Annotated in this window: 23 protein-coding genes; 8 read left to right on the forward strand and 15 right to left on the reverse strand. The window is 72.6% G+C overall.

Annotated features, from left to right (window positions below; genetic code table 11):
* Nucleotides 1–25: 25 nt before the first annotated feature.
* The 4 genes from PP1_RS03465 to hxlA all read right to left on the reverse strand — a co-directional run bounded on the left by PP1_RS03465 (nt 26) and on the right by hxlA (nt 4,471).
* Nucleotides 26–967 (reverse strand): fructose-bisphosphatase class II family protein, encoded by a 942-nt coding sequence (locus PP1_RS03465; RefSeq protein WP_010226649.1) that lies wholly within the window; start codon nt 965–967, stop codon nt 26–28.
* Nucleotides 968–1,079: 112 nt separating this feature from the next.
* Nucleotides 1,080–1,667, reverse strand: coding sequence for a 6-phospho-3-hexuloisomerase (gene hxlB, locus PP1_RS03470; protein ID WP_083697114.1), 588 nt, complete (start codon nt 1,665–1,667; stop codon nt 1,080–1,082).
* Nucleotides 1,668–1,700: 33 nt separating this feature from the next.
* Nucleotides 1,701–3,806: a transketolase gene (gene tkt, locus PP1_RS03475; RefSeq protein WP_010226654.1), complete on the reverse strand. Its 2,106-nt coding sequence runs from the start codon at nt 3,804–3,806 to the stop codon at nt 1,701–1,703.
* A 35-nt stretch (nt 3,807–3,841) separates the two neighbouring features.
* Nucleotides 3,842–4,471, reverse strand: coding sequence for a 3-hexulose-6-phosphate synthase (gene hxlA / locus PP1_RS03480; RefSeq protein ID WP_029239997.1), 630 nt, complete (start codon nt 4,469–4,471; stop codon nt 3,842–3,844).
* A 157-nt stretch (nt 4,472–4,628) separates the two neighbouring features.
* Here hxlA and rpe point away from each other — a divergent pair, with 157 nt between their 5' ends.
* Nucleotides 4,629–5,321 (forward strand): ribulose-phosphate 3-epimerase, encoded by a 693-nt coding sequence (rpe, locus tag PP1_RS03485; protein ID WP_029240035.1) that lies wholly within the window; start codon nt 4,629–4,631, stop codon nt 5,319–5,321.
* On the opposite strand, the gene PP1_RS03490 is transcribed toward rpe, so the two are convergent.
* Nucleotides 5,322–6,776 (reverse strand): DNA-binding protein, encoded by a 1,455-nt coding sequence (locus PP1_RS03490; RefSeq protein ID WP_029240036.1) that lies wholly within the window; start codon nt 6,774–6,776, stop codon nt 5,322–5,324.
* A 420-nt stretch (nt 6,777–7,196) separates the two neighbouring features.
* Here PP1_RS03490 and PP1_RS03495 point away from each other — a divergent pair, with 420 nt between their 5' ends.
* Complete coding sequence (locus tag PP1_RS03495; protein ID WP_010242299.1) at nt 7,197–8,588, forward strand: DNA-binding protein; 1,392 nt, start codon at nt 7,197–7,199, stop codon at nt 8,586–8,588.
* A 21-nt stretch (nt 8,589–8,609) separates the two neighbouring features.
* Here the strand turns inward: PP1_RS03495 and PP1_RS03500 are convergent, their stop codons facing one another.
* The 4 genes from PP1_RS03500 to katG all read right to left on the reverse strand — a co-directional run bounded on the left by PP1_RS03500 (nt 8,610) and on the right by katG (nt 13,561).
* Nucleotides 8,610–8,807: a hypothetical protein gene (locus tag PP1_RS03500; RefSeq protein ID WP_010242301.1), complete on the reverse strand. Its 198-nt coding sequence runs from the start codon at nt 8,805–8,807 to the stop codon at nt 8,610–8,612.
* A gap of 108 nt (nt 8,808–8,915) precedes the next feature.
* On the reverse strand, nt 8,916–10,598 hold the full coding sequence (locus PP1_RS03505; RefSeq protein WP_010242303.1) for a PQQ-dependent dehydrogenase, methanol/ethanol family: 1,683 nt from the start codon (nt 10,596–10,598) through the stop codon (nt 8,916–8,918).
* A gap of 16 nt (nt 10,599–10,614) precedes the next feature.
* Nucleotides 10,615–11,070, reverse strand: a complete 456-nt coding sequence (locus PP1_RS03510; RefSeq protein WP_010242305.1) for an MSMEG_3727 family PQQ-associated protein — start codon at nt 11,068–11,070, stop codon at nt 10,615–10,617.
* 289 nt (nt 11,071–11,359) lie between these two features.
* A complete protein-coding gene (gene katG, locus PP1_RS03515) occupies nt 11,360–13,561 on the reverse strand; it encodes a catalase/peroxidase HPI (protein WP_010242307.1) in 2,202 nt (733 codons plus the stop codon).
* Nucleotides 13,562–14,107: 546 nt separating this feature from the next.
* Here katG and PP1_RS03520 point away from each other — a divergent pair.
* A complete protein-coding gene (locus tag PP1_RS03520) occupies nt 14,108–14,581 on the forward strand; it encodes a ribose-5-phosphate isomerase (protein ID WP_010242309.1) in 474 nt (157 codons plus the stop codon).
* Between the two features lie 40 nt (nt 14,582–14,621).
* Here PP1_RS03520 and PP1_RS03525 read toward each other — a convergent pair whose 3' ends face one another.
* Nucleotides 14,622–15,407: a GNAT family N-acetyltransferase gene (locus PP1_RS03525; RefSeq protein WP_010242311.1), complete on the reverse strand. Its 786-nt coding sequence runs from the start codon at nt 15,405–15,407 to the stop codon at nt 14,622–14,624.
* A gap of 176 nt (nt 15,408–15,583) precedes the next feature.
* Here PP1_RS03525 and uraD point away from each other — a divergent pair, with 176 nt between their 5' ends.
* The 5 genes from uraD (at nt 15,584) to PP1_RS03550 (ending at nt 19,786) form a co-directional block, all read left to right on the forward strand.
* Nucleotides 15,584–16,099, forward strand: coding sequence for a 2-oxo-4-hydroxy-4-carboxy-5-ureidoimidazoline decarboxylase (uraD, locus tag PP1_RS03530; RefSeq protein ID WP_010242313.1), 516 nt, complete (start codon nt 15,584–15,586; stop codon nt 16,097–16,099).
* A complete protein-coding gene (locus tag PP1_RS03535) occupies nt 16,096–16,401 on the forward strand; it encodes a hydroxyisourate hydrolase (RefSeq protein WP_010242315.1) in 306 nt (101 codons plus the stop codon). The genes uraD and PP1_RS03535 overlap by 4 nt, the downstream gene beginning before the upstream one ends.
* A gap of 6 nt (nt 16,402–16,407) precedes the next feature.
* On the forward strand, nt 16,408–17,301 hold the full coding sequence (gene pucL, locus PP1_RS03540) for a factor-independent urate hydroxylase (protein WP_010242316.1): 894 nt from the start codon (nt 16,408–16,410) through the stop codon (nt 17,299–17,301).
* Between the two features lie 5 nt (nt 17,302–17,306).
* Nucleotides 17,307–18,695 carry a nucleobase:cation symporter-2 family protein gene (locus PP1_RS03545; RefSeq protein WP_010242319.1) on the forward strand — a complete coding sequence of 463 codons (1,389 nt, stop codon included), beginning with the start codon at nt 17,307–17,309 and terminating at the stop codon, nt 18,693–18,695.
* 92 nt (nt 18,696–18,787) lie between these two features.
* On the forward strand, nt 18,788–19,786 hold the full coding sequence (locus tag PP1_RS03550) for an LLM class flavin-dependent oxidoreductase (RefSeq protein ID WP_010242321.1): 999 nt from the start codon (nt 18,788–18,790) through the stop codon (nt 19,784–19,786).
* Between the two features lie 170 nt (nt 19,787–19,956).
* On the opposite strand, the gene PP1_RS03555 is transcribed toward PP1_RS03550, so the two are convergent.
* From PP1_RS03555 to PP1_RS03575, 5 genes are all read right to left on the reverse strand, one after another.
* Nucleotides 19,957–20,163: a hypothetical protein gene (locus PP1_RS03555; protein ID WP_010242323.1), complete on the reverse strand. Its 207-nt coding sequence runs from the start codon at nt 20,161–20,163 to the stop codon at nt 19,957–19,959.
* A gap of 150 nt (nt 20,164–20,313) precedes the next feature.
* Nucleotides 20,314–21,027, reverse strand: a complete 714-nt coding sequence (locus tag PP1_RS03560; RefSeq protein WP_010242325.1) for a GntR family transcriptional regulator — start codon at nt 21,025–21,027, stop codon at nt 20,314–20,316.
* Nucleotides 21,024–22,547 (reverse strand): xylulokinase, encoded by a 1,524-nt coding sequence (locus PP1_RS03565; RefSeq protein WP_075314176.1) that lies wholly within the window; start codon nt 22,545–22,547, stop codon nt 21,024–21,026. Before PP1_RS03565 ends, PP1_RS03560 begins: the two co-directional genes overlap by 4 nt.
* A complete protein-coding gene (locus tag PP1_RS03570; protein WP_010228780.1) occupies nt 22,544–23,746 on the reverse strand; it encodes a CaiB/BaiF CoA transferase family protein in 1,203 nt (400 codons plus the stop codon). Before PP1_RS03570 ends, PP1_RS03565 begins: the two co-directional genes overlap by 4 nt.
* A 71-nt stretch (nt 23,747–23,817) precedes the next feature.
* Entirely contained in the window at nt 23,818–25,512 is a 1,695-nt protein-coding gene (locus PP1_RS03575) for a thiamine pyrophosphate-binding protein (protein WP_010228779.1), read from the reverse strand.
* Nucleotides 25,513–25,541 lie beyond the last annotated feature (29 nt).

Here is a 25,541-nt window from a genome sequence, read left to right on the forward strand (position 1 = left end):
AATCTCCTTGGTCGTCCGGGTGGGGTCAGTCGAAGGTGGTGTGGGTGATGTGGCGGATCTGACCTCGGGAGATCAGCAGTGACTCGACCACGGTCGTGCCGTCGCGGATGTGCGGCCGGGCGAGCAGCGGCCCGCCGTTGACCCCGGAGGCGGCGAAGAAGGCCTCACCCGCCGCGAGCTCGGTACCGTCGTAGACGCGGTCGAGGGACATGCCCGCCGCGCGGATCGCGTCCGCCTCGTCGTCACGTTGCGGGGCCAGGCGGCCCAGCATGCCGCCGCCGAGCGCCCGGACCGCCGCGGCCGTCATGACCCCCTCCGGTGTGCCGCCGACCCCGAGGAGCAGGTCGAGGTCGTGGGTCGGCATCAGCACCGCCAGGGCACCGCCGACGTCGCCGCCCGCCGGTGTCTGGACCGCAGCGCCCGTCCGGAGCACGCGCTCGATCAGCTCCGTGTGCCGCGGCTTGTCCATGATGACGACGCGCAGGTCGGCGACGTCCTTCCCGAGTGCCGCGGCGACGTCGGCCACGGTCTGCTCGGGCGGGGCGTCGAGATCGACGACGTCCTTCGCGGCCGGGGGCACGACGATCTTGTCCATGTAGAACCCTGGCCCCGGCGACCAGAGCGTGCCGGCGTCGCCGAAGGCGATCGTGGCCAGCGAGCCGGGCAGGTCCCGCGCGCAGAACGAGGTCCCCTCGAGGGGGTCGACGGCGATGTCGAAGTCCGGTCCGTGGCCGGTGCCGACCACCTCGCCGTTGAACAGCATCGGGGCGTCGTCCTTCTCCCCCTCCCCGATGACGACGGTCCCCCGGCCCGGTGCGGCGGCGAGGGCCGTGCGCATGGCCGTGGTCGCCGCCGCGTCGGCGGCCTTCTGGTCGTTGCGGCCGACCCAGGCGTAGCCGGCCACGGCGGCGCTGCGGGTGGCGGCCAGCGCCACCGCTTCCAACGTGCTGAGGTCAGCGGCCTGCATCAACGGGCTCCTCGGGATTCGACGTGGGATTCGACGTGGGATTCGACGTGGGATTCGACGTGGGATTCGACGGAGGGGGCGACCTGGCGTCCGGACGGGCCCGGTGCGGCGCTCACTCGAGGTTCGCGTGCAGGCGCCACAGCTCGCGGGCCTGCGTGCCGCCGGTCTTCCAGAGCGTGTGGAACAGCGCGTCGGTGATCAGCAGCACGGACTGCTCGAACAGGCTCCCCGCGTACTGGACGGAGGTGGCGCCGTCGAAGTCCTGCTTGTCGGCGGCCGGGACGACGAGCACCTCGGTCGCGATCCCGGCCAGCGGCGAGTCGGCCGCCGTGGTCAGCGCGATCACCTCCGCGCCCTGGTCCCGCGCGGTCTGCGCGGCGCGCACCACGCGGGCGGTGGTGCCCGAGCCCGACGCCGCGACCAGGACGTCGCCCGAGCCGATCGCCGGGGCGGTCACCTCACCGACGACGTGGGTGGGGAGCCCGAGGTGCATGAACCGCATGGCGGCCATCTGCAGGGCGAGCCCGCTGCGCCCGGTCCCGAGGGTGAACACCTTCGGTGCCGTGAGCAGCAGTGCCCCGGCCCGTGTCCAGGTCTCGTACTGGACGCCTGCGGTCACCTTGTCGACCTCACCGACGACCGCGCGGGTGGCGTCGGAGAAATGACCGGGATCGAGCACCGTGGGAATCGACTGAGTCAACGCAATTCTCCTTGTCGTGAAAACGGCGGCGGGTCACCGCCGCTGTAGGGACTCCACGCTGCGCCGGGCCGCGTCGACCACGGCGGCGGTGGTGATGCCGAACTCGGTGAACAGGGTCGTGAAGTCCGCCGAGGCACCGAAGTGCTCCAGCGAGACGATCTCGCCGGCGTCGCCGGCGAAGCGGTGCCAGGGCTGCGCGATGCCCGCCTCGACGACCACCCGGGCCCGGACCGCCGGCGGGAGGACCTCGTCCCGGTAGGCGCGGTCCTGGCGGTCGAACCACTCCACGCACGGCATCGACACCACCCGGGTCGCGATGCCGTCGGACTCGAGGGCCGTCCGGGCCTCCACCGCCAGCTGGACCTCGGAGCCGGTGGCGATCAGCACCACCTCGGGAGGACCCGAGGAGGCGTCGGCGAGCACGTAGCCGCCGCGGGCGACCCCCTCGGCGGAGGTGCCCGGCAGGGTCGGGACGTTCTGGCGGGTGAGCGCCAGCCCGGCCGGGCCGCCGGTGTCCTCCAGCACGGCCTTCCAGGCGTGCGCGGTCTCGTTGGCGTCGGCCGGGCGCACCACGGACAGGCCGGGGATCGCGCGCAGCGACGCCAGCTGCTCGACGGGCTGGTGGGTCGGTCCGTCCTCGCCGAGACCGATCGAGTCGTGTGTCCACACGTAGACGACGGGCAGCCGCATCAGCGCGGCCAGCCGCACCGCGGGCCGCATGTAGTCGCTGAAGATGAGGAAGGTGCCGCCGTAGGGCCGGGTGCCGCCGTGCAGTGCGATGCCGTTGAGGATCGAGCCCATCGCGTGCTCGCGGATGCCGAAGTGCAGCGTGCGACCGTAGGGCTGGGCGGTCCAGGTCCCGGTGGAGATCTCGGCGGGGCCGAAGGAGTCGGCGCCCTTGATCGTGGTGTTGTTGCTCTCCGCCAGGTCGGCCGACCCGCCCCACAGCTCGGGCAGGACCTCACCGAGGGTGGCCAGCACCGCGGCCGATGCCTTGCGCGTGGCGACCGCTCCCCCGCCGGCCTCCCAGCTGGGCAGGTCGTCGGCCCACCCGGCCGGCAGCGCGCGGTCACCGAGGCGGTCCAGCAGCGCCTTGCGGCCCGGGTTGGCCTGCGCCCAGGCGTCGAACTCGAGCTGCCACTTCTCGTGGTCGGCCCGTCCACGGTCGGCGGCCGCGCGGGTGTGGCGCAGGACGTCGTCGTCGACCTGGAAGCTCGTCCCGGGGTCGAAGCCGACGGCGCGCTTGACCGCGGCGAGCTCCTCGGCGCCCAGCGCGGCGCCGTGCACCTTGCCGGTGTTCATCGTGGTCGGCGCCGGGTAACCGATCACGGTGCGCAGCACGATCAGCGTCGGGCGGGCGGTCTCGGCCCTGGCCTGCTCGACCGCCGCCAGGAACCCGGCGACGTCCTCGCCGCCGTCGACGGTGAGGACGTGCCAGCCGTAGGCCTCGTACCGCTGGGCGGTGTCCTCGGACAGGGCGATGCGTGTGTCGTCCTCGATGGAGATCTCGTTGCTATCGTAGACCACCGTCAGGTTGCCCAGCTGCTGGGTTCCTGCGAGGGACGACGCCTCGGAGGTGACACCTTCCTCGATGTCGCCGTCGGAGGCGATGACGTAGACCTGGTGGTCGAAGACGCTCGTGCCCGGCTCGGCGTCCGGGTCGAACAGCCCCCGCTCACGACGGGCGGCCATCGCCATACCGACGGCGTTGGCCAGGCCCTGTCCGAGCGGGCCGGTGGTCGTCTCCACGCCTGCGGTGTGCCCGTACTCGGGGTGTCCCGGTGTCAGGGAACCCCACGTGCGCAGGGCCTTCAGGTCGTCGAGCTCCAGGCCGTAGCCGGCGAGGTAGAGCTGGATGTAGAGGGTGAGGCTGGAGTGCCCGGCCGACAGCACGAACCGGTCCCGCCCGAGCCACTGCGCGTCGCCGGGGTCGTGCCGCAGGACGCGCTGGAACAGCGCGTAGGCGACGGGGGCGAGGCTCATGGCGGTGCCGGGGTGTCCGCTGCCGCACTGCTCGACCGCGTCGGCGGCCAGCACGCGGGCGGTGTCGACCGCGCGCTGGTCCACATCGGACCAGTCCTCGGGGACCCGCCGGGTGGTCAGGCGGACGATCTCGTCGGCGGAGTGGTGTGGTGACATGGGCGGGAGCTCCCTGGGTTCGGCGGGTGGGTCGGTCAGCCGGTGGCGCGCTGCTTGAGCTCGGCCGCTGCCGCGCCCGGGTCGTCGGCGCCGTAGATCGCCCCGCCCGCGACGGCGACGACCGCGCCGGCCTCACGGACCGAGGCGATCGTGTCGGCCTTGACCCCACCGGCGATCGAGAACGCCACCCCGGCCTCCCGGCCGTCGTCGAGCAGCTGCGCGATCGAGTACCCCGGACGGGCCTGCTCGTCGAGACCGGCATGGATCTCCACGAACGCCACACCCAGCTTCGCGACCTCACGGATCCGGGCCACCCGCCCGTTGACCACACTGATCATGTCCGCCACGACCTGCTTGCCGTGCTTCTCCCCGGCCGCGACCGCACCACGCACGGTGTCGTCGTCGACCGCACCCATCACCGTCACCAGATCCGCACCCGCGGAGAACGCCAGCTCCGCCTCCAGCGCACCCGCATCCGCGGTCTTCAGGTCCGCGAACACCAGCTTGTCCGGGTGCGCCGCCTTGATCGCGGTCACCGCACCGATACCCGCCGACTTCACCAACGGCGTACCCAGCTCCAGAATGTCCACGTGCTCGGCCACCTGGTCCGCCAGCCTCAACGCCGAGGGAAGATCCAGAACATCCAACGCCACCTGCAGCTGCACGAGAGAACTCCCAACGTCACGACTCCGATGTATGTCCCCACCACCATCACCGCCACCACCGAAAACCGGCAACGCCGCAGCACATGCGAAAAACCAATCCCCCGATACACCTTCCACATAACCGTCCGCCGGTCCCTGCTGACCTAGGCTCGAGGTCGTGTCGAATCAGCCGTTGATTGCGCCGTCCATTCTTTCTGCCGACTTCGCCCGGCTCGCCGACGAAGTGGCCGCGGTGCGCGGCGAGCCGGGACGCGGTGCGGACTGGCTGCACGTGGACGTCATGGACGCGCACTTCGTGCCGAACCTGACCCTGGGCCTACCGGTCGTGACGTCGCTGCTGGCCAGCACCGACCTGCCGATGGACTGCCACCTCATGATCGAGAACCCGGATCACTGGGCGATCGGCTACGCCGAGGCGGGTGCCCACAACGTCACGGTGCACGTCGAGGCCGCCGAGGATCCGGTGATGCTCGCGAAGGACCTGCGCGCCGCGGGGGCGAAGGCGGGCCTGGCGATCAAGCCGGGCACACCGCTGGAGCCCTACTTCGGGGTGCTCCGGCACTACGACACGCTGCTCGTGATGTCGGTGGAGCCCGGCTTCGGGGGCCAGACGTTCATCGCCGAGGTACTCGACAAGGTCCGCACGGCGCGGACGCTGGTCGACACCGGCCACCTGAACCTGATGGTGGAGATCGACGGCGGCATCAACGCCGAGACGATCGGAGCGGCGGCCGAGGCCGGCGTCGACTGCTTCGTCGCCGGCTCGGCCGTCTACGCGGCCACCGATCCCGCACTGGCGGTCGAGGCGCTGCGCAGCAGGGCCCGGGACGCAGCCGGGCGGGCCGGCTGATCAGATCCCGAGCATGCGTCGCAGTTCCGGGGCGTGACGCCGGGAGACGGGCACGAGCTCCTGGGACCCGCGGGAGTCCATGATCAGCACCAGCTCGCCCTTGATGCCCCGCTCGATCTCCGCCACCCGGCGCAGGTTGACCAGATAGCTCCGGTGCACCCGGCGGATCCCGTAGGGCGCCAGCGACCGCTCGACGTTGTCCAGGCCACGGGTCGACGCCTGGATCCGGCCCCGCTCGGTGACCAGCCAGACGACGTTGCGGTCGGCCTCGGCGTAACGGATCTCCGATGGCGCCAGCAGGACGAGCCGGTCGTTGCGCATCCCGATGATGCACCGGGGCAGCTGGCCGGCCGCGGCGTCGTCGTTCTGCTCGTAGGACTCGCCCTCCTGCACCCCGAACTCGCACAGCATGCCCACCACGTGGTTGGCGTCGACGACCGAGTGCATGGTCAGCGGCACGGCCTCCTCGCCGGGACAGACCGGCAGCCGCGCGTAGCCGCTCCACTCCGCGTTGCCGTGCGCCCGCTCGGTCGCCCACCGCACCACGTCGGGCAGCCCGAGGATGTCCGGGCTCCAGCGGTCCGCCGGCTCGGTACCGCCCGCCACGATGGGGGTGTCGCCGGCCAGCCCGAGCAGGGCGACGGCCGCGTCGTTGGCGGCGATGACGTTCCCACCACGGTCGATCGCCATGGACGCGCCACGCGACTGCGCGTACCTCCTGCTGAACGCGGTGACGACCGTGTCGGCCTCGTAGATCGCACGCCGGTAGATCTCCTGCTCGACGCACGCCACGGCCTTGGTCAGCCACGGCGGCACGAGCTTGGGCAGCGACGCGTTCCATCGTGAGATGTTGATCGACGCGACCGGCGCGCCGGTCACCACGTCACGCACGGAGATGCCCGCGCACGCCCACTGGTGGAACGCCTGGCACCAGTGTTCGGGCCCGGTCACGGTCACCGGGCCGGACAGCTCGAGGGCCGTGCCCATCCCGTTCGTCCCGGTGCACTGCTCCGACCACGACGACCACGGCGCGAGATTGTGCAGTTCGGCGCGTCGCTGGGCGGACGGGTCGCCCCAGGCTCCGAGGACGCGCCCCACACCGTCCGTCACGGTGACCACGGCGCCGTCGCGTTCGACCTCCTTGCCGGCCAGTGCACCGACACCGCCGAGCGCGGTGAAGACCACGCCGTTGTCGACCCCCTGGGCCTCGTCGGCCCGGGCCCCCGGCGCGACGTCCAGCGTGCGGTCGACGTCGTAACGGTCCCGGCACCGGTACCACGAGGCCAGGATCTCGGGGCGCACCCCGGTCTCGATGTCATCGCCCGCGGCGAAGTCCTCCCACGCGCGAGCCACCTCCCTGGCCGAGGAGGTGGCCACCAGGGAGCGGTCGGGACCGCGGTCACCCCCGACGGGACGGCTCGGTGCGATCACCAGCGGCGGCACTCTCCCGACCATGTGCGACCTCCTCGTCGCCCGGCGCACCGGGGATCCTGGGATCCACCGGGCGCTGACAGAAAGAGAAAAATATCGCGTTGCACCCAGCAATTGCAACACCTGTTACCGCTACATCCCGGCATCGCGGGTGAACTGACCTTTCGGAGAGGGTCACGGCAGAACCGACCGATCGGAGAGGTGCCCGCGGAAATACCCACACATCCGGGGAGGTGTGCGACATGCGCGTCCGGAGCCGGATCCCGCCGCTACTCGTGGCCGATTTCCTGCGATCGATCACCGATTCACCGCCGTTCGTCACGTACCGGCCCGCGCCGGTTGCCCTCGATTCGCGACGGCGGTTAGCGTGCCCGCCAGCCCTGAGCCCACGTCGTGACGACCACGTCGTCGTGTCCCGGCCCGACGGACCGGAGGCGGTCTCCCATGGCACAGCCACGACGGCTCCCGCCCGGCTCCCGCAGCCGTGCGGCGACGACGCAGCAGGCGTGGGAGCGGTTCGCCGGCGGCGAGGACGACCTCAGCGGCGTGCGGCCCGAGATCGCGATCTCCTGGCACCGGTGCCGGGACCAGTACCGGGTCGACCCCGGCCTCACCAGGGCTCCCGCGGCGGTCGCCGAGGTCGACCACGGACTCGAGCACGACGTCGTGATCGCCGAGCTCGGCTTCCGCGCCGCCGCGATGGCGCACGAGGTCGGCACCGTCGGCGGCATCGTGACCATCACCGACGCCACCGGCCGGGTCCTGGCCCAGTGGGGCGACGAGAGCACGCGCGCCGTCGCCGCCGACGCCAACCTGGCGCGCTGGTCCTGCTGGTCGGAGAGCGCCACGGGGACCAACGGCATGGGTACCGCGCTGATGTCGTACACCCCGGTGGTGATCCGGGGCGCCGAGCACTGGTGCCGGGCCTTCCACGACTGGACGTGCGCCGCTGTGGCGGTCCGGGACGCCGTGACCAGGAGACCGGTCGCGGTGCTCAACGTCTCCTGCTGGCGCAGCGAGGTCCCCGCGACCGTGTCCTCCTGGCTGGGCAACGCCGCCACGATGACCCAGCGCATCCTGCGCCGGCGCGCCGAGGACGACGGCGGCGAGCTGGTCGCCGCGTTCAACCACGTCCGATCGGGCACGAGCGCGCCGCTCGCGGCCGTGGACCCCGCGGGCCGGGTGGTCCTGGCCGACGACACCGCGGCCGTCCTCCTGGGCATCCCGGGCTCCACGCCCGCGCCCGATCCCGCGGTGCGCTGGAAGCCGGAGCTCCCCGAGTTCATCCAGGCCGCCGTCTACGCCGCCGAACGGGCGGCCTCGAATCCGGACTGGGCCGGCTCGACACAGATCTACACCCGGCTCACCGACGAACCGACGTCGATCAGTTTCCGGCCGGTACTGCGGTCGGGGCACCTGGTCGGCACCGTCGTCTCGTTCGGTGTGGCGGCCGGGGACCCGCTGCCCCGCGCGGGAGCGGACCCGTCGTCCCGCGTCCGGCCGCGCCGGATGGTCGCGACGCGCGAGAACCGTCTGGTCCTGCTCGGGCTCGCGGAGGTGGCCTTCGCGCAGTCGGACGGCAACGACGTGTGGCTGTGCACCGACGACGGACTGGTGCGTTCGGCCTCGCCGGGCCTCGACCGGCTCGAGGCCGAGCTGACCGACGGCGGCTTCCTGCGTGTGCACCGCCGGTACGTCGTGAACCTCGGCCGGGTCCGGGAGGTGGAGCGCCGGGACAGGGGCGAGCTGCTCCTGGTCATGGACGACCCGGCCGGGACGATGGTGCCGGTGTCGCGGCGGAGCGCACCGACGGTGCGGCGGGCCCTGGAGATCTGACCCGTCGCACCGCGGGGCCGTTCAGCCGCGGTACCTGTGCACGTCGCACACGCAGTACATGAGACGGCAGCTGAAGCATCCGGGCTTGTCGACGCACGTGATGCACGGCCCGCAGTGCACCGGCTCGGTGTGCAGCGCGGCCTCGTCCGGCCCGAAGCGCTGCCCGCAGGACGAGCACGGCAGGTGCTCGTACCGGCTGTCCGCTGAGGAGTGGGTCATCCGCGTCCCCGCTGTTCGTCGTCGGCCGCCGGCACACCGCACCGGTGGCCGGGCCGTTCGGTGGAACGGCCCGGCCACCGGTCGGTGTGGGTCAGCGGAGCATGTCCGTCAGAGGGAGAACACGATCAGCGCGGCACCGTGTCCCTGCCCGGACATGCCGGGGACGATGCCCTCCAGCCAGCCACCCCAGCCGACCGGTACGGCGATGTACTGCTTGCCGTCGACGGTGTAGGTGCTCGGGCTGCTGTGGTGGCCGCTGCCGCACTGGAAGCTCCACAGCTTCTCGCCCGTCTCCGCGTGGAGCGCCAGGAACTCGCCCGTCGGGGTGCCGGCGAGCACCAGGTTCCCCGCTGTGCTCAGCGTGGAGGCGGCCATCGGCATGCCGTCGAGCCGGTAGCGCCACTTCTCCTCACCGTGGGAGTCGAAGGCGCTGACCGATCCGGCCATGTTGTCGACGTCGACCTCGACGGCGGCACCCCAGTAGGGCATGCCCTCCTTGAACTCGCGGCGCCGGCGGGTGGCCGTGGCGCCCACGTCCGCCACCGGGACGTAGAACAGGTCGTGCTCGGGGTTGTAGGAGGCGTGGGTCCATTCCTTCGCGCCGGCGGGACCGGGGAAGAAGTGACAGGGCTCGCCCTCCTTGTCCGGGTACTTGCGCGGCATGAACTTCCCGTCGCGCGTGATGACACCCCAGTCGATCCGGTCGACGAACGGCGTGACGTGCTGCAGCTCGCCGTTGGTGCGGTCCAGGACGAACATGTACCCGTTCTTGTCGAAGTGGGCCAGCAACTTCTTGCCGTCCCGCTCGAACAGGGTCATCTCCATCGTGGAGTCGTAGTCCCACAGGTCGTGCGGGGTGAACTGGTAGTGCCACCGGATCTCGCCCGTGTCCACGTCCAGGGCGACCACGCTGTCGGTGTAGAGGTTGTCGCCCTCGCGGACCCCGCCGTCGAAGTCGGGGGCGGGGTTCCCGGTGCCGGCGTAGTAGAGGTTCAGCTCCGGGTCGTAGGTGCCGGTGACCCAGTGGTTCCCGCCGCCGCGCTGCCAGGCCTCACCGTCGGCCGGCCAGGTCTCCGAGCCGGGCTCACCGGGCTTGGGCACGGTGTAGGTGCGCCAGCGCTGCTCACCGGTCTCCAGGTCCCAGGCGTCGATGTGGCCGCGGACGCCGTACTCGCCACCGGCGGAACCGGTGATGAGCATGTCCTTGATGACGAGCGGAGCGATCGAGGCGCTCTCGCCCGCCCGCACGTCACCGATGGTCTTCTGCCAGACCTTCTGGCCGTTGGTGGCGTCGAGCGCGACCAGCTGCGCGTTCTGGGTGACCATGTAGACCTTGCCCTTGGCCACCGCACAACCGCGGTTGACGTTCGCGCAGCACAGCGTCACGTCGATCGGGATGCCGTGCTTGTAGCGCCACAGCTGCTCGCCGGTCTTCGCGTCGAGCGCCCAGAGCCAGCCGTCCCAGCCGGTGACGAACATGATGCCGTCGACGACGATCGGGCAGGCCTCGAACGCGTACGTCGAGGTCGAGGCGATCATCCCGGTCGCGCTGGCCTGGAAGATCCAGGCGACCTTCAGGTCCTTGGCGTTGCCGGCGTTGATCTGGTCGAGCAGGCTGTGGCGCTTGCCGTCGTAGTCGCCGTAGTAGGTGATCCAGTTGTGGGACTCGCTGCGCGCCTGCAGGATCCGCTCGTAGTCGATGTCGCGGGTCACGTCCGGCGCGCTGTGGGGCAGGTTGGAGAGCCGGTTGTGGTTGAACGCCTTGCCGGCGTCGACGTACTCGATGGTCATGGTGATCGCTGCCCTTCTACGGCCGCGGCTGGGCGGGTCGGTCGAGCTTGGCCTCCGGCGGCACCTCACCGGACACGACGATGGCGGCGGTCAGGCCCCGGCCCTCGTCGTTGCCGGCGGGCGAGCCGTACCAGTAGCAGCCGGGACCGTCGAGCTCGAGGGTCGCGCTGCCCTTGGAGTGGTTCACCAGGGAGATGAACTGCCTGTCACCGTTGCTGGGCAGCAGGCAGGCATGGGTGTTCTTGTCATCGTTGATGATCGTCAGCTCGAGCGTGCCGCCGTGCGGCATGATCAGGACCGCCGGTTCCCACACCATCGCGTCCTCCGGGATCCTGATGGTCGCCTCCATCGTCCCGTCGGCACGCTCGGTCGCCTTGGCGATCTCGCCGGTGCCGAGCACGGCACCGATGGTCGCCTTGTTCTGTCCGCCGAGCTCGGCCAGCAGGTCTTCCCGCTCCTGGGCGATCGTCATCGGACTCCACCTCCTCGTCATCGAGAAATGAGCACATCGACTGGTGTCGCGGAATTGAGTGCGCGCGAGCGCTACGCCACGTTCCAGAGTGATGTGGCACGCCGGTCACAGGCACGGATTCTCGTCTTCCCCGCAGAACCTGTGACTGATTCGAACTCTACCCCGGAACGCGCTGTTCCGGAATATCTCACCGAAATCCGGGCCCGATCCACCGTTCACCCGGAATGACATACCGTTCGTACCGGCCACGTCGCCGGAACACGCACTCCCCTTTCGGCCGCATCCGCGGTCAGTCCGGATCGAACCGGTCGAGTTCCATCACCTTCACCCATGCCGCGACGAATTCCCGGACGAACATGGCGCCCGCGTCGTCGCCGGCATAGACCTCCGAGAGCGCGCGCAGCTCGGAACTCGAGCCGAAGACGAGGTCGACGCGGCTCGCGGTCCACCGCACCGCGCCGGTGCGCCGGTCGCGGCCCTCGTAGACCGTCGGGTGGGCCTCCCCGTGCGGGACCGGCACCCACTCCGTCCCCCCGTCCAGCAGGTGGACGAAGAAGTCGTTCGTCAGCGCCCCCGGCGTCGGGGTCAGCACGCCCACCGGGGAACCCCGGTGGGTGGCTCCGAGCACCCGCAGACCGCCGACGAGCACCGTCATCTCGGGCGCGGTCAGTGTCAGCAGGCCGGCCCGGTCCACCAGCAGGTGCTCCGGCGGCACGCCGGCGTCCTCGCCCGGGTGGTTCCGGAAGCCGTCCGCCCGGGGCCGCAGCACACGGAACGACTCGACGTCGGTCCACTCCTGGGTCGCGTCGGTGCGTCCCGGGCGGAACGGCACGGCGATCTCGTGACCACCGGCCGCGGCGGCCCGTTCGACCGCCGCGCATCCACCGAGCACGATCAGGTCGGCCATCGAGATCCGCGTGCCCGTGGTCTGCGAGGCGTGGAACCGCTCCTGGACGGCGTCGAGCGCGGACAGGACGACAGCCAGCTGTGCGGGGTCGTTGACCTCCCAGCCGCACTGGGGCTCGAGGCGGATCCGCGCCCCGTTCGCGCCGCCGCGCTTGTCGCTGTCGCGGTAGGTCGACGCCGACGCCCACGCCGTGGCGACGAGCTGGGCCACCGTCAGGCCGGAGGCGAGGATGTCGGCCTTGAGGGCGGCGATGTCACCGGCGTCGACGAGGTCGTGGTCGACCTCCGGGACCGGGTCCTGCCAGATCAGCGGTTCGGCCGGGACGAGCGCGCCCAGGTACCGGCCGACCGGGCCCATGTCGATGTGGGTCAGCTTGAACCATGCCCGGGCGAACGCGTCCTCGAACCGGTCCGGATGCTCCAGGAACCGCCGGGAGATCGCCTCGAACGCCGGGTCCTCCCGGAGCGCGAGATCCGTGGTGAGCATGACCGGCCGGTGCGTGACGTCCGGGTCGACGGCGTCCGGCACGGTGCCCTCGCCGGCACCGTCGCTCGGGACCCACTGCCACTGGCCCGCCGGGCTGAGCTCGATGTCCCACCCGGACATGAACAGCGTGTCGAAGAAGGTGTGGTCCCACGTGACCGGCGTGCGCGTCCACGTGCCGTCCTGCCCGCTGGTGACCGTGTCCGCCCCGGCTCCGGTGCCGTGCCCGCCGAGCCAGCCCAGGCCCTGCGCGGACAGCGGCGCGGCCTGCGGCTCGGGTCCCCCGGTCACGTTCGGGTCCACCGGGCCGTGGGTCTTCCCGACGGTGTGCCCGCCCGCGATGAGCGCCACGGTCTCCTCGTCGTCGAGCCCCATCCGGCGGAAGGTCTGGCGGATGTCGCGGGCGGCGAGCACCGGGTCGGGGTTGGTGGCCGGACCCTGCGGATCGACGTAGACGAGCCCCATCGCGCTGGCCGCCAGCGGCTCGTCGAGCTCGTGCAGCCCGCGGTAGCGCTCCTCGGCCAGCCACGTGCGTTCCGGCCCCCAGTACGTCTCGTCGGGCCCCCACACCTCCGGACGACCGCCGCCGAACCCGAAGGTCGTGAAGCCCATCGACTCCAGCGCCCGGTTGCCCGCGAAGATCATCAGGTCGGCCCAGGAGATCCGGCGCCCGTACTTCTGCTTCACCGGCCACAGCAGCCGGCGCGCCTTGTCCAGGTTGCGGTTGTCCGGCCAGCTGTCGAGCGGGGCGAAGCGCAGCATCCCGGCACCGGCACCGCCCCTGCCGTCACCGGTGCGGTAGGTGCCTGCGGAGTGCCAGGCCATGCGCAGCACCAGCGGCCCGTAGTGTCCGAAGTCGGCGGGCCACCAGTCCTGCGACGTCGTCAGCACCTCGTCGATGTCGCGGGCCAGCTCGTCGAGATCGATCGAGGTGAACCGTTCGGCATAGCCGGCGTCCGCGGGCCGGTGCCTGCGCAACGGCGTGAGGTCGAGCCGGTGTGGCCACCATCCGCCGGCACGGCCGCTCCCCGCCTGCTCACGGGCGCTGTCCATGATCCGGTCGTAGGTGCGATAGACGTGTGTGTCGGGATGCTCGGGCATCGTCGTCCTCCCCCGATCGGCCGGCGACGACGGTGTCGCGATTCGGCCACGTCGCGTGCCCGGCCACCCTGGACCGTTCGACACCACCGGGGAGCCGACGCGAGGCGGGTGCCTCGCGTCGACCCGGTGGAGCAGAACGAGCCCCGTGCCCCTCAGCCCCGGTGGAAGTACCCGGTGACCTCAGCGCACACCTCGACGACCGTGTACTGCGGAGTTTCCCACTGCATTTTCTTCCTCCTCGCTGTCGTGAGCCGCGCTTTCTTCGAGGAATACACCACGATTTTCCGCGGTCCCGAACGACCTTCGTCGACCGCGCGGATCCGTCGCAACCGCCCTCGAACAAGTAGTCGGCAATCGGTGCCGAACGGCGGCCCGGGGCCCACGAGTGGAGGGCATGCGGGCACCGGCGGCCCGCGGGCCGAACCGGAGTCCGGCACCGGTCCGCCACCCGGGTGACGCCGTTCACCGCGAGCCATCAGGAACGCCGACCACGGCCATAACGGCTTTCGATGCCGGGCCGGCCGGATCCGCTCCTAGACTGCCGGTGTGCGCATCTACCTCGGCTCCGACCACGCGGGCTTCGAACTGAAGGCCCATTTCGCCGGGCGCCTGGCCGGCCTCGGCCACGACGTGATCGACGTCGGCCCCCGTGCGTACGACGCGGACGACGACTACCCGCCGTTCTGTGTCGAGGCGGCGCGGCGGGTCGTCGCCGACGAGGGCAGTCTCGGTCTGGTCATCGGCGGGTCCGGCAACGGGGAGCAGATCGCCGCGAACATGGTCCCGGGCGCCCGCGCCGCGCTGGCGTGGAGCGTCGACACCGCCCGGCTCGCCCGCCGGCACAACGACGCGCGGCTCGCCGGGATCGGCGCCCGGATGCACCCGGTCGAGGAGGCCGAGGCCATCGTGGACGCCTTCCTCACCACGGAGTTCGAGGGCGGCCGCCACCAGCGCCGGATCGACCTGCTCGCGGAGTACGAGCGCACCGGCGAGCCGCCTGCGCTGCCGGCCGGCCACTGAACCCACGGGACGCGCTGCGCCCGCACGCGGCGCGTCGGGGTCAGGGTGCCGGGTGCTCCCACATGGTCGCCCGGAACAGGTCCCAGAAGCCGAGCCGGTGGTAGACGGGCCGGCCGTCGTCGCTGGAGAGCAGCAGCGCGGGCAGGTCCGGCGCGACCGCACACGCCGCCGCCGTGACGGCGCGGCCGTGGCCGCGGCCGCGGTGCTCGGGCAGGGTCGTGACCCAGTCGATCTCGACGACGTCGTGGTGCACGGCGGAGCCTGCCGTCGCGACCGGCAGGCCGTCGGCGTAGCCGACGACGAGGTGCAGCAGCCCGCCGGTCAGGCGTGGATCGGCCGCCGCCGGGCGGCCCAGGTCGGCGAGCCCGTAGCCGTCGACGAGGACGTCCTCGAAGTCGCCGGGGTCGGCGTCGGGCACCACCCGGATCTCCAGCCCGGCCGGGGGTGACGGGAGCGGGGCCGGCGGGCGCAGCATCAGCGGCGGGTGGCCGACCGGGTCGAGCCCGTGCCCCGGGTCCCCGGGCAGGGGGAACAGCGACAGCAGCACCCACCAGCGTTCCGGCGGGAAGAAGCCGCACGCCTCGTCCAGCACACGGTCCAGCCCGGACGGGTCCGGCGGCCGGGTCAGGACGACGGCGTTGTCGTACCCGAACGGCGACCCCAGATCGGCGAGCACCGCGCCGTCGGTCCGGCGGAACCGCTCGCCGGTCCGGTCGGCCATCGCGACGATCCGGTCGGCGTAGGCGTGCACGAACCGGCGGGCGAGACTGTCCCCGACGGGCACGGCGTCGTCCCAGCCGGTGGTGAGCGCGACCTCGGTGTCCATGGCGGGTGATGGTCCGCCGGTGGCGCCGCGCCCGGCAGGGCTGTTCGGCGGAGCGGACCCGGGGTGTTCCAGGAGTGACCCTTGACACGCTTCGCCGCGGAACGAACACTGATCCCAGTTCGGAATCACGATTCCATCATGCGGAATCTCCCGCACGGAAGCACGGAAGCAGGGCCATGCCGGACCTTCTCACCCTCGACCGACTCAACACCGCGCCGCCGGACGAGCTCGCCGCCGTCCTCCGCACCTGCAACACCTCTCCCGCGTGGGCCGGGCGGTTGCTGGCCGGGCGGCCGTTCGCCGGCGTCGACGACGCCGTCGCCGCCGCCGGGAAGGCGGTGCTCGCGCTCGACGCCACCGAGATCGACGCCGCGCTCGCCGGGCACCCCCGCATCGGGGAACGCCCGGGCGGCGCGCACGCCGACGGCGCCGCGTTCTCCCGGCGGGAGCAGTCCGGCATCGGCTCTGGCTCCGGCGGGGACGCCGCCACGCGGCTGGCCGCCGGGAACGCCGCCTACGAGGACCGGTTCGGTCACGTGTTCCTGATCCGGGCCGCGGGCCGCGACGCCGGGGAGGTCCTGGCCGAACTCGAACGGCGCCTCGGCAACGACCCGGCGACCGAGCGGACCGAGGCGGCCGGGCAGCTCGCCGAGATCACCGAGCTGCGGATGCGGCAGGTGCTGGCCGGATGAGCAGCTTCTCCACCCACGTCCTCGACGCCGCGCGCGGGGTGCCCGCCACCGGCGTCCCGGTGGTGCTGTCCCGGGCCGACGGCACGGTCCTCGCCTCCGGCCGGACCGACGACGACGGCCGCTGGCGCGCCCCGGAGACCGCCGCGCTGACCGCGGGCGAGCTCCACCGCATCACCTTCGAGGCACCGAGCCCCTTCTTCCCCGAGGTGTCGATCGCGTTCCGCCCGGAGCGCACCGACCGGCACCACCACGTCCCGCTCCTCCTGTCGCCGTACTCCTACTCCACCTATCTCGGGAGCTGATCCACGATGCCCGTCCTCGGTCATACGCAGTACGGCAAGGCGGAGGTCCGCGTGGTGCGGATCTTCCGTGACGCGGACCCGCACGAGATCGCCGACCACAACGTCTCGGTCGCGCTGTCGGGGCAGTTCGCCGACACCCACCTGACCGGCGACAACACCCGCGTCCTCACCACCGACGCGGTCAAGAACACGGTCAACGCCTTCGCCAAGGAGGCGGGCGACGCCGCCCGCACCCCGGAGGTCTTCGGCCGGGAGCTGGCCCGCCACTTCGCCGCGGTGCCGCAGGTGGAGCGGGTCCGGGTGAATATCGAGACCTTCCCGTGGCGCCGGCTCGACCACGACGGCGCGCCGCACCCGCACGCGTTCGCCCGCGACGGCGGCCACACCCGCACCACCACCGTCACTCGCGCTGCCACCGGTGCGGAGTGGGTGACGTCGGGGGTGAAGGGCCTCGTCGTGCTCAAGACGACCGACTCGGAGTTCCACACCTTCTACACCGACCGCTACACGACGCTCGCCGAGACGACCGACCGCGTGATGGCGACCGAGGTGACCGCGCAGTGGTGGCACGCCGAGGACCCGGACGACTGGAACGCCTCGCACGCCGGCACCGTCGCGGCGATGACGTCGGCGTTCGCCGGGCACCACAGCCTCGCCCTGCAGCAGACGCTCCACGAGATGGGCACCCGGGTGCTCGCCGACGGGCCCGGCATCGGCGAGATCCGCTTCTCGCTGCCGAACAAGCACCACTTCCTGATCGACCTCTCCCCCTTCGGGCTCAAGAACCCCGGTGAGGTCTTCCACGCCGACGACCGGCCCTACGGCCTGATCGAGGGCACCGTCCGCCGCGACGACACCCCCGACCCGGGACCGGCCTTCGATCCCGGCCAGGGCTGGTGAGGGGCGTGCGACGGCTGCGGCTGCCGCGCCCCCGCCCGTCCGGTGAGGTGCACCCCGTCGACGAGGTGCTGCCCACCGGGACGCTGCTGCTCTACGGACTGCAGCACGTCATGACGATGTACGCGGGCCTGGTCGCGGTCCCGCTGATCGTCGGCCAGGCACTCGGCCTGCCCTTCGCCGACATCTCCTACCTCCTCGCCGCGACCCTCCTCGTCGCCGGGCTGGCGACGCTCCTGCAGACGATCGGGATCTGGCGGATCGGCGCGCGGCTGCCGCTGGTGCAGGGCGTGTCGTTCGCCTCCGTCGCCTCGATGATCGCCATCGGCACCGGGGCCGGCGGCGGCCGGGCGGGGCTCACCCTGATCTTCGGCGCGACGCTCGTCGCCGGCGTCGCCGGCTTCCTGCTCGCGCCGCTGTTCCACCGACTGATCCGGCTGTTCCCGCCGGTCGTGACCGGGACGGTGATCACCGTCATCGGTGTCTCGCTGCTGCCGGTCGCGGTCCGCTGGGCGTCGGGGGCGTCCGAGGGCGAGCCGGGCGACCCGGCCGCGATCGGGCTCGCCGGGTTCACCCTGCTCGTGATCGTGCTGATCTACCGGTTCCTGCCCGGGTTCCTGGCCCGGATCGCGATCCTGCTGTCGCTGGTCGCCGGCACCGCGCTGGCCGCGGTCCTCGGGATGGCCGACTTCTCCCGCGTCGGGGAGGCGGCGTGGTTCGCGGTGTCGACGCCGTTCCACTTCGGGACGCCGCAGTTCTCCGTCGCCGCGATCATCTCGATGACCGTGGTGATGCTGGTGATCATGACGGAGACGACGGCCGACCTGCTCGCCGTCGGCGAGATCGTCGACCGCAGGGCGGACGGCCGGCGGGTCGTCGCCGGCCTGCGGGCCGACACGCTGTCCACCGCCGTCTCCGGTGGCCTGCTCAACAGCTTCCCGGCGTCGGCGTTCGCGCAGAACGTCGGCCTGGTCGCGATCACCGGGATCCGCAGCCGGTTCGTCGTCGCGGCGGGCGGCGCGATCCTGATGGTGCTCGGCCTGTTCCCGAAGCTCGGCGCCGTGATCGCCTCGGTGCCGCAGCCCGTGCTCGGCGGCGCGGGTCTCGCGCTGTTCGCCACCGTCGCCGCGTCCGGGATCCGGTCGCTGGCGAAGGTCGACTTCGACGGGCACGCGAACCTCGTGATCGTCGCGGTCGCGCTGGGACTGGGCGTGCTGCCGATCGCGGCACCCGACTTCTACGAGGGCTTCCCGGAGTGGTTCCGGACGGTCTTCGACTCCGGGATCAGCGCGGCCGCCGTCGCCGCGGTGCTGCTGAACGTGCTGTTCCACGGGGCGCGCGACCGGGAGACCAGCCCGGTCGCGGAGGCACCGGCGCCGGTCGTCGACCAGGGCTGAGCCCGTCGCCGGCCGATCCGCCCGGAACGGGAAGTGCGAGCGGCCTCTCGTTGTTGGGAGGGAGGACGAGCTCCCGAACGAGAGGTACCGCCGTGTCCCTGCCACTGCCGTTGTCGATCCTCGATCTGGCCACCGTCTCCCGGGACGAGACCGTCGCCCAGGCCCTGGAGGCCAGCACGACGCTGGCGCAGCGCGCGGAGGACTGGGGCTTCCGGCGGATCTGGTACGCCGAGCACCACAACATGGGCAGCATCGCGTCGGCCGCGACCAGCGTGCTCATCGCGCACGTCGCCGCACGCACCGAGCGGATCACCCTCGGCTCGGGCGGCGTGATGCTGCCCAACCACTCGCCGCTGCAGGTCGCCGAGCAGTTCGGCACCCTGGCCGAGCTGCACCCCGGCCGGATCGAGCTGGGCCTGGGCCGTGCGCCCGGCACCGACCAGGAGACGGTGCGCGCCCTGCGGCGCGACCCGAGCGCGTCCGAGCGCTTCCCGTCCGACGTCCGGGAGCTGCAGGCCTTCCTCGCGCAGGACAGCCTCGTCCCGAACGTCCACGCCTACCCGGGCCGCGGCACCCGCGTACCGCTGTCGATTCTCGGGTCCTCGCTCTACGGGGCTCAGGTCGCCGCGCTGCTCGGGCTGCCCTACGGGTTCGCCTCACACTTCGCGCCGGACGCGCTGGAGCAGGCCGTCGCCCTGTACCGCAAGGAGTTCCGTCCGTCCGAGCAGCTCTCCGAGCCCCGCGTGCTGGCCGGGGTGAACGTCATCGCCGCCGACTCGGCCGACGAGGCGGAGGCGCAGTTCCGGGAGGCCCAGCGCCAGCGGGTGCGCCTGTTCACCGGCCGCCGCGGCCGTTCGCTGACCGACGCCGAGACCGATGCCGTGCTCGACAGCGCGGCCGGTGAGCAGATCCGGTCGATGACCCGCTACAGCGCCGTCGGCACACCCGACACCGTCGCCCGGTACCTCGAGGAGTTCACCACCCGCGCCGACGCCGACGAGCTGATCGTCGCCGGGCTCGCGCCCCGTCGCGAGAGCTGGTGGCGCAGCTGGGAGCTGCTCGCCACGAAGGTCCAGGGCGCCGCCGCCTGAGCCCGGTGGGGCGCGACGGCGCCTCAGCGTCCGAGGCCGAGCAGGACCCCGAGGACGACGAGGCCCGAGCACAGCACGAGGTGGAGGACGCGGTGCTCGGCGAGCACCGCGACGAACTCCCGGGCCCGAGGTGGTGCCGCCCGAGCCGTCGGCCGGCCCCGGCGGAGAGGTCACGGGCCGGCCGGGGCGCCGGGCGCGGACGCGTCCGCCGGGCGGGTGCCGGGGACGACGCGGCCGATGTGCACGCCCGCGAAGTCGGTGACCTCGCCGTCCCGGTCGGCGGACCCGATGTGGACACCGGAGTGGTCGAGCACGACACCGCCGGGATCGGCGGACCCGATCCCGACACTGCTGAAGTCCTGCACCGGCTGGGTCATGGCATCCGTCCGATCCGTGTGGGGCCGCGGGGCCGGGGCGGGGTCTGCACGACCTGCGCCCGTCCGTACGGAGGATCCGGCTCCCCGGGCACCGCCCGCACCCGCCGTCCGGCCCTCTCGCGCCGGGTCCAACGGTCCGGTCGGCCCGGGTCACCCCTCCAGACGGATGGAGAGCGGGAACTCCGGACGCGTCCAGCTCCGGGCGTACTCCACCGCCGTCGACGACTCGTCGTGGGTGATGCGCACCGACGCGATCAGCGGTCCGCCGCGGCGGACCGCGAGCACCCGCGCCTGTTCCGCCGTGGCCGCGGTCGCCGAGACCTCCATGTCCGCCCAGCTGAGCCGCAGGCCGTAGTGCTCACGGATGGTCCGGTAGAGCGACCCGCCGGTGAGCTCGACCCGCGCCAGCAGCGGCACCAGCGCGTAGGGCAGCCAGCTGACCTGCAGTGCGGCCGGCCGGTCGTCGATCAGGCGGAGCCGCTCGATACGGATCGTCTCCCGGCCCGCCGGGAGCCCGAGGTGCTCCCGGGCCTTTTCGGACGCGACGGTCGTCTCCCGTGCCCGCAGCTCCGTGCGGACCCGGGTCTCGTCGGTGCCCATCTCCTGGGCGAAGGAACCGAGCCGGTTCAGCCGGCGCCGCTGCGCGCTCGGACGGGTCACGAACGTGCCGGACCCCCGCCGCCGGACGAGCAGGTGTTCGTCCTGCAGCTGGCGGACCGCCTGGCGGACGGTCATCCGGCTCACGCCGTAGCGCTGCGCGAGGTCGGCCTCGCTCGGGAGCTGGACGTCGGGCGCCAGCGCCCCGGAGGAGATCTGCGACGACAGGTCCTCGTAGATGACCTGGTAGCGCGGGATCCGGCTCACGTGCCCCCTCGTCGTCCGTCGCTGTGATCACGTCGGGGACCGAGCGTATCGGTTCGGGTACCACCGCCCGGCGTCCCACGCGCCGGAGCATCAGGTGCGACGAGGGCGCGGGACGCGAGCCACCGCGGGTACAGCTCGCCGTAGAGCGCGGCGCGCCCGGGATCGGGGTCGACGCGGTGCAGGCGCGGGCGCAGGTGCTCGAGTGCCTCGTCGAGGTCGCGGCCCGTCCCGGCGAGGGCGAGGGCGGCGGCGCCGAGCAGGGTGACGTCCGGGTCGTCGCAGACCAGCACGGTCCGATCGAGCACGTCGGCGCGCAGCCGGGTGGCGGCTGCCGAGCGGGCCGCGCCACCGGCGAATACCACGGTCGTCGAGCCGGGCGAGTCACCGGCGTCGAGCAGGTCGACGCCCTCCCGCACGGTGAAGGCCGCGCCCTCCCGGGCAGCCCGCAGCAGGTGTGCCGGGCCGTGGCCGGGCCCCTGGCCGAGCACGGCGCCGCGGGTGGCGGGCCGCCACCGCGGGAACCGCTCGCCGGACATCGCCGGGATCACCTGCAGGCCGTCGGCCCCCGGCGCGACGGCGTCGACGACGTCCTCCTCGACCGTCCCGGCGAGCTCGCGCCAGCGGGCCACGGCACCTCCGGTGAGGCCGGTGGGCCCGCCGACGACCCACCGGCCGCCGGCCAGGGCCGGGTTCAGCAGGACCCCGCCGGCGGTCCCGGCCGGGTCGGTGCTCAGCCGTCCCAGCACGTCGGTGGTGCCGGCGACGTCGGCGATGAGATCGGTGCGCCCACCGACGAGCAGGCCGATGCCGACCGACCCGTCCGGCCCGCCGGCGACGACCGGGAGCCCGGCGGGCAGACCGGTCGCCGCGGCCACGTCGTCGCGGAGCCCGCCGACCGGGTCGGCCGGCCCGGCGGCCGCGGGCCACCAGCCCGCCGGCAGGTCCAGCTCGGTGAGGAGGTCCTGGTCCCACGTGCGGGTGCGCACGTCGAACAGCAGCGTGTAGGCCGCGTCGACGGTGTCGGTCACCGGGGACCCGACGCAGCGCGCGACGAGGAAGTCCTTCGGTGAGAGCAGCGCGTGCACCCGTGCTGCCAGCTCCGGACGGCGTGCGCGCAGGTCGAGCGCGTGCGCGAGCCCGCCCGCGCCGGGGACGGGCCGGCCGCTGATCTCCCGGATCCGGTCCAGCACCGGCTCGGGGAGCGCGGCCACCAGGTCCGCGCCGCGGGAGTCGGCCCACCCGGTGGCGGGCCCGACCGGGCGGAGCTCCCGGTCGACGGCGACCGTCCCGATGTGCCCCGCGATCCCCAGCGCACACACCGGACCGGGAGCGGCCCCGCGGACCCGGCCCAGCGCGGTGACCACATCGGACCAGAGCTGCTCGGCGTCGACGTGCCCACCGCCCGCGCCGTCCGTACGCGGCACCCGGACGGCGCTCTCGACCGTGCCGTCACCGGAGACGACAGCGGCACGCACCGCCGAGGTCCCGACGTCGACGGCGACGACCCGGTCGCCGCTCACACCGCACCGGAGGAGCGCAGCCGCTCCAGCTCCGCCTCGTCCATCCCGAGGATCGTCCGGTAGACGTGATCGTTGTCCTCGCCCACGGTCGGCGGGGCCTTGCGCACGGTCGGCGGCGACTTCTCCATCTTGATCGGGTTGCCCGGCATCCGGATCGTCCCGAGCTTCGGGTGCTCGGACTCGACGACCATCTCCCGGGCGGCGATCTGCTCCGACTCCGCCACCTCGGGCACCGTCGCCACCCTGGCGAACGGGATCCCGGCCTCCTCCAGCACGTCGCCGATCTCGTCGGCGGTGCGGTCCCGGGCCCAGTCCGCGACGACCGCCTCCAGCTCCGGGACGTGCTCCATCCGCCCGGGCACGGTGCGGTAGCGCTGGTCGGTGGCCAGCTCGTCGCGGCCGATGGCGTGGCAGAGCTTGGGCCACAACGAGTTCGTCCCGGCCTGGATGTACATCTGGGCGTCGGCGCAGGCGTAGACGTTGACGGGCGCGGTGAGCAGGTCCCGGGAGCCGTTGCGGGGCATCTCGCTGCCCAGCATCAGCCAGCTGATCAGCCGGGTGCCCAGGGTGGCGAACATCGAGTCGAGGCTGGCGACGTCGACCCGCTGCCCCTCCCCCGTCCGCTCCCGGTGCATCAGGGCGGCGAACGTCCCGAGCGCGGCCTGGAACCCGGTGACGTAGTCGGCGATGTAGGTGCCGGTCAGGGTGGGCGGGCCGTCCGCCTCACCGGTGGTGTCCATCAGACCGGACGAGGCCTGGGCGATCGCGTCGAACAGGGCGCGCCGCGACAGCGGCCCGGTCTGGCCGAACCCGGAGATCGAGGTGAGGACGATGTCCGGCTTGAGCTCGGTCATCCGCTCGTAGCCGATGCCCATCTTCTCGATGGTGCCGGGCCGGTAGTTCTCCACGACCACGTCGGCCCACCGGACGAGCTGCTCGAGGACCCCGAGCGCGTCGGGGTGGCGGGTGTCGAGCGTGGCACCGTACTTGTTGCGGTTGTAGAGCATCGTGTAGACGCTCTCGCCCTCGTAGTACGGCTCGTGGTGACGCGCGTCCTCGCCGTCGGGACGCTCGACCTTCACCACCTCCGCGCCGAAGTCGGCGAGGATCTGCGCGCAGCTGGGGCCGGCGATGAACCGGGACAGGTCGAGGACGCGGAACCCGGCCAGGGGGCCGGGCGCGTGGGGGGCGGACTGCACTGTCTGTTCCCTTCGGTGACCGGCCGCCGCCGTCCGGGCGGGACGGCGGCGACGGTGCGGTCGTTCGCGCCTCAGCCTGCCCGATGGGGCAGGAAGGCCTCGTAGGTCCAGGCGTTGGCGGCGCGGTCGAGGACGACGTCGACCAGCGCGGGCCGCCCGCTCGCGAAGGCCGACTTCACCGCGTCGACGAGCTCCTCGACGGTCGTCACCCGGCGGCCGGGCACCCCCATCCCCTCGGCGACCCGGGCGAAGTCGACCTCGCCGAAGTCGACGCCGATGGTGCGGCCGTCGAAGTGGAGCTCCTGCTCCTGGCGGATGTTGCCGTAGCTGGAGTCGTTGAGCACCACGAGGCACACGGGGCCGCCGACCCGGGCCAGCGTCTCGATCTCACCGAGGCTCATGCCCAGCGAGCCGTCACCGATCAGCGCGAGCACAGGCCGCTCGGGGTCGTCGGCGACCGAGGCGATCGCCGCGGGCAGAGCGAAACCCATGTTCCCGAACCCGACCGGCTTGATGTAGCGGTACGGCCGGGGCATCTCCCAGAGGAACGACCAGACACCGGGGTTGCCGGCGTCCGGGATCAGGACCGACTCGGGCGGGGTGACCTCGCGCAGCGCACGCACGACGACCGCGGGCGAGACCGTGCCCGGGGTCTCCGGCTCGCGGGACCCCGAGAGCTCCCACCAGTCCTTCTCGGCCTGCTGCAGCCCGGTCACCCATCCGGCCCGCGACTCCCGTGCCGCGGCGGCACCGCCGGTGGTGGCCTCGACGAGCGAGGTGCAGAACGCGCCGAGGTCACCGACGACGCCGGTGGTCGTCTCGGAGTAGTAGCGGCCGATCATCGTCGGGTCCACGTCGACCTGGACGACCGGCGGCAGCGCGGTCTTCCAGCGGCGGGTGGAGACGGCGTTGAGGCTGTTGCCCAGCGCCAGCACCAGGTCGGACTCGGCGAGCACCCGCGAGGTGAGGGCGGTGCCCATCCGGGACAGCGCCCCGAACACCAGCGGGTGGCCGGTCGGGACCGCCCCCATGCCGTTGAACGTGGTGATGACCGGGATGTTCAGAGAGTCGGCCAGCGCCAGCACGTCGTCGGCGGCCCTGGCGCGGTTGCCGCCGTTGCCGAGCCAGATCACCGGGCGCTCCGCGGCGAGCACCCGTTCGGCGACCTCGGCGACCGCGGCCGGAGCCGGCACCGGACGGGTGCCGACCCAGGTCCGGGACGGGTGGGTCGCCGGCACCTCGGGCGGGGCGTCGACGACGTTCTCGATGGTGTCGCGGGCGAAGTCGAGGTGCACCGGGCCGGGGTTGCCGGTCATGGCGACGACGTAGGCCTCCTCCATCGCCTGCTTGATCGACGACGCGTGCGCGACGAGCCGGCTGTACTTGGTGAAGGGCTCGAAGATCTTGACGTGGTCGGCGTTCTGCGCGTCGTCCTTGTGGATGTTCTCGCCGTTGTTGTTGCAGGTGACGATGATCGCCGGGCTGGAGTCGCGGAACGCGCCGCCGACGCCGGTGAGGAGGTTCGTCGCACCGGGTCCGGTGGTCGCGATCGCGACGGCGGGGGTGCCGGTGAGCCGGCCGTAGGCGTCGGCCATCACCGCGGCGGCGTTCTCGTGCCGGGTGTGGACCATCTCGATGCCGGGGGTGTCGATGATCGCGTCGGTGATCGCCAGGGTCTGCCCGCCGACCACGCCGAAGACGTGGCGGACCCCCAGCGACTCGAGCATCTTCACGACCAGCTGGCCGCCGGTCATCTTCTCCGACATGCGGTGTCCTTCCGTGTACACGTGCGGTA

This window comes from Pseudonocardia sp. P1 (assembly GCF_000178675.2).
Taxonomy (GTDB): Bacteria; Actinomycetota; Actinomycetes; order Mycobacteriales; family Pseudonocardiaceae; genus Pseudonocardia.

Coding starts and splice junctions, on each gene's coding strand:
- PP1_RS03465 (WP_010226649.1), bottom strand. CDS start 967: ATGCAGGCCGCTGACCTCAGCACGTTGGAAGCGGTGGCGCTGGCCGCC.
- tkt (WP_010226654.1), bottom strand. CDS start 3,806: ATGTCACCACACCACTCCGCCGACGAGATCGTCCGCCTGACCACCCGG.
- PP1_RS03490 (WP_029240036.1), bottom strand. CDS start 6,776: ATGGTCGGGAGAGTGCCGCCGCTGGTGATCGCACCGAGCCGTCCCGTC.
- PP1_RS03495 (WP_010242299.1), top strand. CDS start 7,197: ATGGCACAGCCACGACGGCTCCCGCCCGGCTCCCGCAGCCGTGCGGCG.
- PP1_RS03500 (WP_010242301.1), bottom strand. CDS start 8,807: ATGACCCACTCCTCAGCGGACAGCCGGTACGAGCACCTGCCGTGCTCG.
- PP1_RS03505 (WP_010242303.1), bottom strand. CDS start 10,598: ATGACCATCGAGTACGTCGACGCCGGCAAGGCGTTCAACCACAACCGG.
- PP1_RS03510 (WP_010242305.1), bottom strand. CDS start 11,070: ATGACGATCGCCCAGGAGCGGGAAGACCTGCTGGCCGAGCTCGGCGGA.
- katG (WP_010242307.1), bottom strand. CDS start 13,561: ATGCCCGAGCATCCCGACACACACGTCTATCGCACCTACGACCGGATC.
- PP1_RS03525 (WP_010242311.1), bottom strand. CDS start 15,407: ATGGACACCGAGGTCGCGCTCACCACCGGCTGGGACGACGCCGTGCCC.
- uraD (WP_010242313.1), top strand. CDS start 15,584: ATGCCGGACCTTCTCACCCTCGACCGACTCAACACCGCGCCGCCGGAC.
- PP1_RS03535 (WP_010242315.1), top strand. CDS start 16,096: ATGAGCAGCTTCTCCACCCACGTCCTCGACGCCGCGCGCGGGGTGCCC.
- pucL (WP_010242316.1), top strand. CDS start 16,408: ATGCCCGTCCTCGGTCATACGCAGTACGGCAAGGCGGAGGTCCGCGTG.
- PP1_RS03555 (WP_010242323.1), bottom strand. CDS start 20,163: ATGACCCAGCCGGTGCAGGACTTCAGCAGTGTCGGGATCGGGTCCGCC.
- PP1_RS03575 (WP_010228779.1), bottom strand. CDS start 25,512: ATGTCGGAGAAGATGACCGGCGGCCAGCTGGTCGTGAAGATGCTCGAG.